7 protein-coding genes are annotated in these 7,527 nt (G+C 72.0%); 5 read left to right on the top strand and 2 right to left on the bottom strand.

What is annotated here, in order from left to right; all coding sequences use genetic code 11:
* The first annotated feature begins 283 nt into the window (after positions 1-283).
* Together CIB93_RS15145 and CIB93_RS15140 are read left to right on the top strand one after the other, a co-directional pair.
* On the top strand, positions 284-1,363 hold the full coding sequence (locus tag CIB93_RS15145; RefSeq protein WP_096627338.1) for a dihydrodipicolinate reductase: 1,080 nt from the start codon (positions 284-286) through the stop codon (positions 1,361-1,363).
* Complete coding sequence (locus tag CIB93_RS15140) at positions 1,360-1,839, top strand: carboxymuconolactone decarboxylase family protein (protein ID WP_096627337.1); 480 nt, start codon at positions 1,360-1,362, stop codon at positions 1,837-1,839. The genes CIB93_RS15145 and CIB93_RS15140 overlap by 4 nt, the downstream gene beginning before the upstream one ends.
* A gap of 76 nt (positions 1,840-1,915) precedes the next feature.
* Here CIB93_RS15140 and CIB93_RS15135 read toward each other — a convergent pair whose 3' ends face one another.
* On the bottom strand, positions 1,916-3,559 hold the full coding sequence (locus tag CIB93_RS15135; RefSeq protein ID WP_179500117.1) for a GMC oxidoreductase: 1,644 nt from the start codon (positions 3,557-3,559) through the stop codon (positions 1,916-1,918).
* 146 nt (positions 3,560-3,705) lie between these two features.
* The gene (locus CIB93_RS15130; protein WP_373558754.1) at positions 3,706-4,077 is read right to left on the bottom strand and encodes a hypothetical protein; all 372 of its coding nucleotides are present in this window, start codon (positions 4,075-4,077) and stop codon (positions 3,706-3,708) included.
* A 137-nt stretch (positions 4,078-4,214) separates the two neighbouring features.
* Here CIB93_RS15130 and CIB93_RS15125 point away from each other — a divergent pair, with 137 nt between their 5' ends.
* The 3 genes from CIB93_RS15125 to CIB93_RS15115 all read left to right on the top strand — a co-directional run bounded on the left by CIB93_RS15125 (position 4,215) and on the right by CIB93_RS15115 (position 7,453).
* Entirely contained in the window at positions 4,215-5,084 is an 870-nt protein-coding gene (locus CIB93_RS15125) for a helix-turn-helix transcriptional regulator (RefSeq protein ID WP_096627336.1), read from the top strand.
* A complete protein-coding gene (locus CIB93_RS15120; protein ID WP_096627335.1) occupies positions 5,059-5,865 on the top strand; it encodes an SAM-dependent methyltransferase in 807 nt (268 codons plus the stop codon). Before CIB93_RS15125 ends, CIB93_RS15120 begins: the two co-directional genes overlap by 26 nt.
* 76 nt (positions 5,866-5,941) lie before the next feature.
* Positions 5,942-7,453, top strand: coding sequence for a PucR family transcriptional regulator (locus CIB93_RS15115; protein ID WP_096627334.1), 1,512 nt, complete (start codon positions 5,942-5,944; stop codon positions 7,451-7,453).
* Positions 7,454-7,527: the final 74 nt, after the last annotated feature.

Genomic DNA, 7,527 nt, shown 5'->3' with positions numbered 1-7,527 from the left:
CCGTCCGGCCCGCCGAATGCCGGAGGCGCGGCCGCGCTCGCCCTGGCCGGGGCGGCGGCGCTGGTGGGACCCGCCCTCGGCCACCGATGGCGCAAGGCCGCGCTGGCGGGGGCGGTGGCCGTGGCGGCGGTGGATGTGGCGCTGCTGCTGGCCGGAGGCCCGGCCGCACGCTGAACTCCCGCGCCGGCGGCTCGTCACCGGCCCGGGAACACCCTTTGGTCCCGCCTGTTCTGGTCCCGCCGCGGCTCTGGGAAGTGCATGGCCGGGCCGCTACCCTCCGCGCATGATTCCCACGGTTGTCTGGGGTACCGGCAACGTCGGCCGCGCGGCGATCCGCGCCGTCGCGGCCCATCCGGCACTGGCACTCACCGCCGTCCTCGTCCACAACCCCGCCAAGTCCGGCCGCGACGCGGGCGAACTGGCCGGGCTCGGGCACCCGCTCGGCGTGGCGGCGAGCGTCGACACCACCGCGGTCCTGGCCGAGCGGCCGAGGGCAGTGGTCTACGCGGCGTCCGGCGACATCCGCCCCGACGACGCCCTCGCCGACATCGGCAGGGCGATCCGGGCCGGGGCGGTGGTCGTCACGCCCTCCCTCTATCCGCTCTACGATCAGCGCAACGCCCCTCCAGAACTGCGGGACCCGGTCCTGGCCGCCGTCGCGGAGGGCGGCGGTTCCCTCTTCGTCTCCGGGGTCGACCCCGGCTGGGGCAACGACGTCCTGCCGCTGCTGGTCAGCGGTCTCGGCACCGAGGTGGACGTGATCCGCTGCCAGGAGATCTTCGACTACTCCACGTACGAGCAGGAGGATTCGGTACGCCACCTGATCGGCATGGGGCACCCGATGGACTACCAGCCGCTGATGCTGGCGGAGAGCGTCCCGACCATGGTGTGGGGCGGTCAGATACGTCTGATGGCCCGGGCGCTCGGCGTCGAACTCGACGAGATCCGCGAGACATCGGACCGCCGGGTGCTGGAGACGACGGTCAGTACGCGCACGATGGGCGAGTTCGCCGCGGGCACCCAGGGGGCCGTGCGGTTCGAGGTGCAGGGCATCGTGGGCGGCGAGCCACGCATCGTCATCGAGCACATCACCCGGATCCACGCCTCGTGCGCGCCGGACTGGCCGTCCCCGCCCGACGGGGTGGGCGCGCACCGTGTGGTGATCGAGGGCCGCCCCCGCATCGAGGTGACGGTCGAGGCCTCCGACGAGGGCGAGAACCGGTCGGCGGGCGGGAACGCCACGGCCGTCGGGCGGCTCGTCTCGGCCATCGACTGGCTGGTGGAGGCGGAGCCGGGCCTGTACGACGCACTCGACGTCCCGCTGCGGCCTGCGGTCGGCAGGCTGGGAAGGAGACCGGCATGATCATCGACATCCCGGAGGGCCAGGAGCCCATCGGTTACGTGTGGGGGGAGATGGTCCCCGGCATCGGCGTGGCCGCGGCCGCCTTCTCGATGTCCGTGTACGAGCACACGACCCTGGGGCTGCGGGAGTTCGAGGCGGCCAGGCTGCGGGTGGCGCAGATCAACGGGTGTCTGTTCTGCCTGGACTGGCGTACCGAGCGGGACGGGGCGAAGGTCGAGGAGGAGTTCGCCGAGGCGGTGACCCAGTGGCGTACGACCGAGGCCTTCGACGAGCGGACCAGGCTCGCGGCCGAGTACGCCGAGCGGTACACGCTCGACCACCACGGTCTGGACGACGCCTTCTGGAAACGGATGGCGGCGCACTACAGCCAGGCGGAGATCGTGGAGCTGAGCATGAGCATCGGCTCGTGGCTGGCGTTCGGGCGGCTCAACCATGTGCTGGGGATCGACGCGGTGTGCGTTCTGCCCGGTCACTGAGGGAGCCGGTCACTGACGGAGTCCGGGGCCGCCGGGTTGGCACTCCCGGCCCCGGGCTCTTCGCCCGCCGGTTGCTCTACAGGTCGGCGGCGATGATCCGTTCGATGTTCCGTTCGGCCAGCGCGGTGATGGTGACGAAGGGGTTCACGCTGGTGTTGCCGGGGATGAGCGCGCCGTCGATGACGTACAGCCCCGGGTAGCCGTGCAGACGGCCGTAGTTGTCCGTGGCCCTGTCCAGGACCGCGCCGCCCAGCGGATGGTAGGTGAGGTGGTCGCCCCAGATCTTGTGGACGCCGAAGAGGTCCGTGCGGTAGATCGTCCCTTCCTTCTGGTTGATCTTGTCGAAGATGGTCTTCGCGGCGTCGATGGACGGCTGTTTCCACGCCGTCTGCCAGTTCAGCTCGGCCTTGCCCGCCGCCGCGTTCCAGGTGAACTGCGCGCGGTGCGGGTTCTTGGTGATGGACAGGTAGAACGAGGCCCAGGTCTCGATCCCGGTGGGCAGCGGGGCGATCTCGGCGAACGCTCCTCCGGCGTCCCAGTTGTCGATGCCGCCGGTGGGGATGGACGACTGGACCTTCCCGGTCGGGTCCCACAGGTGGTTGGCGCGGCCGCACATGACGTTGCCGTTGTCGCCCCAGCCCTTGCCGATCTCACTGTTGAGGAGGGGCAGGGCACCGGTGGCCTTCAGTGCGACCAGCAGCTTGCTGGTGCCCACGCTGCCCGCCGCGAAGAACACCTTGTCCGCGGTGACGGACTTGGTGACCGTGGTCCGGCCGCCGGTGTTGAGCTGGTCGATGAGCACGGTGTAGCCGCCGCCCGGTGCCGGAGCGACCGAGGTGACCTTGTGGAGCGGCGAGATGGTGACCCGTCCGGTGGCTCTGATCCGGTCGATGTAGGTCTTCTGGAGCGACTTCTTGCCGTAGTTGTTGCCGTAGAGGATCTCGCCGTCCAGGGCGGACTTGGGGACGGCCCCGGCCGCCTCCTGCTTCATGTAGTCCCAGTCGTACACGGCGGGTACGAAGAGGAACGGGAAGCCGGAGCGCTGGGCGTGCTTCCGCCCGACCCTGCCGTACTGGTAGCAGTCGACCGTGTCGAACCAGTCGGGGTCGATGGTGGTGACGCCGAGCCCGCTGTTGGCGCGCGGGTAGTAGGTGCTGTACATCTCCGCGGCGTTCACCGTGGGGAGGACGGCCCCGAAGTGCTCCCGCTTGGGAGTGACGGCCATACCGCCGTTGACCAGCGATCCGCCGCCGACGCCCCGCCCCTGGTAGACCGTGATACCGCCGAACTCCTCGGCGTCGAGGATGCCGGTGTAGCAGTTGACGTTCTTGTCGAGCGGGAAGCCGAGGAAGTTGCTCAGCGGCTGCTTGGTCCGGGTGCGCAGCCAGAAGGAGCGGTCGTCGAGCTTGGTGGTGTTGGCGAAAATCTTGCCGTCCGCGCCCGGGGTGTCCCAGGCCATGCCCATCTCGATCATGTGGACGTCCGTGCCGGCCTCGGCGAGCCGGAGGGCGGCCACGGAGCCGCCGTATCCGGTGCCGATGACGAGGACCGGTACATGCGCCCCCGAGCCGATCGGCGCCGCCGCCGGACGGACGCTCGCCCACGTCGGAGCGGCGTGCCCGGCGACCGCCGCAGCACCCAGAAGAGAACCTGTTCCAGTGATGAATCTTCGACGCGAGACACCCTTGGCCCCGCTATTGCGCATGGCAGTGTCACCCATGTGACATCCCTCACTCTCGGCAGAGTGCAACAGGTTCTACTGTCAATCGTGTGGTAAGTCACTAGAAACTTAGGGGTAACTTCCGGCGGGCCTCCGGCATCCGAAGCCGGGTCGCGCGGCGTTGCCGGGCGAGGCGACCGGGCAGGTCAGCGCCCCTGTTCCGGGGCGTGGGACAGCTCCAGCGAGACGGGTTCGCTCTGCTGGTTGTGGGCGGTGACGTGCGTGGTGTGCCGCGTGAAGCGCAGGCCCATGGTGGCGAGTTCGTCGGGTTCGTAGAGGGCGCAGAGAAGCGCGGCGGCCGCCGGGAGCGTCAGGTCGGCGCCGGGGCCGTGCCCCAGCAGGGCCGCGGTGTCCGGGGCGGTGCGGGCTGCCCGGCAGGCGTGCGCGAGGACTTCGTGCGGGTCGTCGACGATCAGTTCGTCGATCTGGATCCGCTGCGCGCGTACGCGGAGATCGAGCGGGCGGGCGGGGGCCGGCATCGGGGCGGGAACAGCGCGCAGCGGACTCGGATGGTTCACGGGGTGGGCTCCAGGGTGGCGTCGGAGATACTCACCATGAGAGCGGCGTGCGGTCGTCGCAAGGTGCGTTGTATGCATTGCGCTCAGACTGCGCGGAGTGTCGAATAGATCGAGCCGGAGCGGGGAGGGAGCACCACGTGGCGCGTGAACGGTCGGGCCGGACGGCGCAGCACCTGGTCCTGGTGGCGCGCCTGCGGCACCTGCGGGAAGGCGCCGGTCTGTCCGTGCCGCAGGCCGCGAGGCAGCTCGGCTGGCATCCGACGACGCTGCGGCGGCTGGAGCAGGCGCAGACCTCCCTCGATGTCGGGCAGGTCTCCGCGCTGCTCGGCCTCTACGGGGCGGGCGCGGCGGAGGCCGAGGACATCATGGGCCGGCTCAACGCCGCGAACATGCCCGGCTGGTGGCACCCGTGGCGGGACGCGATGGACCCCTGGCTCATGGACCTGATGAGCGTGGAGTCCGCCGCGAGCGTCGTCCGCACCTGGGACCCGGCGCTCGTGCCCCTGTTGCTCCGGACCCCGGCCTACGCCATGGCCGTGGACGCGGCCCTGCGGCCCGAACTGGGCGCCGGGGCGCGGCAGCGGCGGGCCGACCTGCTGGCGGAGCGTCAGAAGCGGCTGCGTGAACAGCAGGCGCGGGTGTGGGCGGTGCTGCCGGTCACCGCGCTGCGCTGCCGGGTCGGCGGCCCCGAGGTGATGCGCGAGCAGCTGAACGCGCTTCAGAGGGCCGCCGGGCGGCGGGAGGTGACGGTGCAGCTGCACCCCGACGGCGCGCCGCCGCACCCGCTCACCGGGGTTCCGGCGCTGAGTCTGTACCGGGTGGAGATCCGGGAGATCGCGGACCACGTGGTCCGCGAGGGCGGGCTGCCCGGGACGGCGGAGGTCTGGGACACCAATCCGTCCGTACAGGAATACCAAGCAATGCTGGACATGTCGTGCGTGATGGCGATACGCCCGGCCCGAACTAGGGAGATTCTGCAGGATGAGTACGACCGGGAATGGGCTTGAACTGCCCGCACAGATCGACACGTCCGTCGCGCACAGCGCCCGGGTGTGGAACTACTGGCTCGGCGGGAAGGACAACTTCCCGGCGGACCGGGCGGCGGGCGACGCGTACAAGAGCAAGTACCCGCTGATCGAAACCTTCGCGAAGGAGTCCCGTGACTTCCTGCGCCGGACGGTCACCTACCTCGCCCGGGACGCCGGGATACGGCAGTTCCTGGACGTCGGCGCGGGCCTGCCCACGGCGAACAACACCCACGAGGTCGCCCAGCGGATCGCCCCGGAGTCGCGGATCGTCTACGTCGACCACGACCCCCTCGTACTGCTGCACGTCCATGCCCTGCTGACGTCCAGCCCCGAAGGCGCGACCGCGTACGTCGAGGCGGACATGCGCGACACGGACACCGTCCTGGCCGGGGCCGCCGAGACCCTGGACCTGACACGGCCGGTCGCCCTGGTGATCTCGGACGTGCTCGGGCACATCGTGGACTGGGACGACGCGCTGTCCCTGGTACGGCGGCTGGTGGAGCGGCTCCCCTCCGGCAGCTACCTCTCGCTCTCGCACTCCACCGCCTCGGACGAGGCGCACCGAGCCGTGCAGGACGAGTACAACTCCTCCGGCGCCATCCCGTACATCTTCCGGGAGCCGGAGACGACGATCGCGTTCTTCGACGGGCTGGAGATGGTGGAGCCGGGGATGGTGTCCTGGCCGAACTGGCGGCCCGACGCGAACACCGGCACCACCACGGCCCGGGCCGGGTGGGGGGCCGTCGCCCGCATCCCGTAACCCCTGTCCGCAACCGCCGCGCCGCGCACCGGGATGGGCCGGTGCGCGGCGCGCTCGGCCCGCAGAGGCGTACAGCATGAGCACCAGAGGTACGGCAGAGCCCTTCGAAGCCGATCCGTTCCGCGCCCGCGATACGCGGGAGGCCGCGGCGGACCGGCTCCTGCGGGCCGCGATGCGCTCCGGTGCTCACCTGATCAGCGAGGCCGCCACCCTGATCAACGGCTCGGCGGTGCTGGCCGACCCGATCGCCGGAGCCGTTTACAGCACCCCCGCCATCGCGGCCGCCACCGGCGTCCGGGCCGCGTCCCACCCGCAGGACCACCCGCACCACGTCCTGCGCCCGGCGGCCGGGGCCGTCCTCGTCCTGCACCCGGCGCCCGTCGTCCGCGCCGAGCACACCGCCCTCGTCGCCACCACCACCGCGGCCCTGCTGGAGGTCCGGGGGCAGCGCGCCGCCGAACTGCGCGCCGAGCAGATGCGGCTGCACTCCACGCTGCTCCGGCTGCTCCTGGGCGGCCACACCACCGCCGTCACCGACACCCTGGGCGCCGACGGCCTCACGCATGTCACGGTCTACCGGCTCACCGGCCCCGACGTACCCACCGCCCACCAGGTCCTCTGGCGCGCCGCCCGCCCCTCCCTCGCCGGGCACAGCGGCTCCTGCGCACTGATCGGCGAGCTGGACGGCGAGCTCCTGGTCGCCGAACTCCACCGCGGCCAGGACAACGGGCGGATCCTCCGCCTGGTCTCCCGGGTCAGTGAACGCCACCACCTCCTCGCGGGCCTCGCCGGACCGCTCCCGCTCGCGGACATGCCCACCGCGCACGCGGACGCGGCCGCAGCCCGGCACAGCGCCACCCCCGCCCACCGTGTCGTCCCCGCCGATGCCGTGGGCGCCACGCAGCTCGTGCGTCTCCTGGACCCCGGCTCCTACAGCCGGTGGGCGGCCGCCGTCCTCGGCCCGCTCACGCCGCAGCACCGGCACCTGCTCCTGGTGTGGCTGCGCACCGGCAGCACCCCGCGCGCCGCCGCCGCGCTCGGCCTCTCCGCCGGTACCCTCCGCACCCGGCTGCGCGAGCTGACCGCCCTGCTCGGCACGGACCTCGACGACGCCACCGTGCGGGCCCATCTCCTCCTCGCCCTGCGCGCTCCCGCCTCCGGCGACCACCACGGTCACGACGGCGGGCCGGAGGGCTCGGGCCGGACGCCGCCGGGAAGCCAAGCGGCCGCAGGCCCCTACGGTCCGGCCCGGCTGAAGACCCTGCCCGCCGGAATCCTCGACACCGCCCCCGCCCTCGCCTGGGCCACCGCTCTGGTCGGCGGTCTCGAACCGCACCTGCGGATCGCGCTGGCCTGCTGGCTGCGCCACCACGCGAAGACCGCGCCCGCCGCGGCCGAACTGCACGTCCACCGCACCACTCTGACGGTCTGGCTCGCCCAGTGCGCCGAGCACCTCGACCGGAACCTCGATGACGCCGCCGTCCGCGCCGAGCTCCACCTGGCTCTCGAAACCACCGCGGCCTCCGACGGCGCGGACGACCCGCGGGCCCTGCCCCGGCGCGGCGGCCGCACCTACCGGCGTACCTGACGGCGGGAGCGGGAAACGGCGGAAGGCGGTGCCACCCCGCGAACGGGTGGCACCGCCTTCCGGTCTCCGCGCCT

Source organism: Streptomyces sp. WZ.A104 (assembly GCF_002382885.1).
GTDB lineage: Bacteria > Actinomycetota > Actinomycetes > Streptomycetales > Streptomycetaceae > Streptomyces.
This window is presented reverse-complemented; position numbering and strand designations above follow the sequence as displayed.

Excerpts from the sequence above, each read along its gene's own strand:
- CIB93_RS15135 (WP_179500117.1), bottom strand. The coding sequence starts at position 3,559 with ATGGGTGACACTGCCATGCGCAATAGCGGGGCCAAGGGTGTCTCGCGT.
- CIB93_RS15120 (WP_096627335.1), top strand. The coding sequence starts at position 5,059 with ATGAGTACGACCGGGAATGGGCTTGAACTGCCCGCACAGATCGACACG.
- CIB93_RS15140 (WP_096627337.1), top strand. The coding sequence starts at position 1,360 with ATGATCATCGACATCCCGGAGGGCCAGGAGCCCATCGGTTACGTGTGG.
- CIB93_RS15115 (WP_096627334.1), top strand. The coding sequence starts at position 5,942 with ATGAGCACCAGAGGTACGGCAGAGCCCTTCGAAGCCGATCCGTTCCGC.
- CIB93_RS15145 (WP_096627338.1), top strand. The coding sequence starts at position 284 with ATGATTCCCACGGTTGTCTGGGGTACCGGCAACGTCGGCCGCGCGGCG.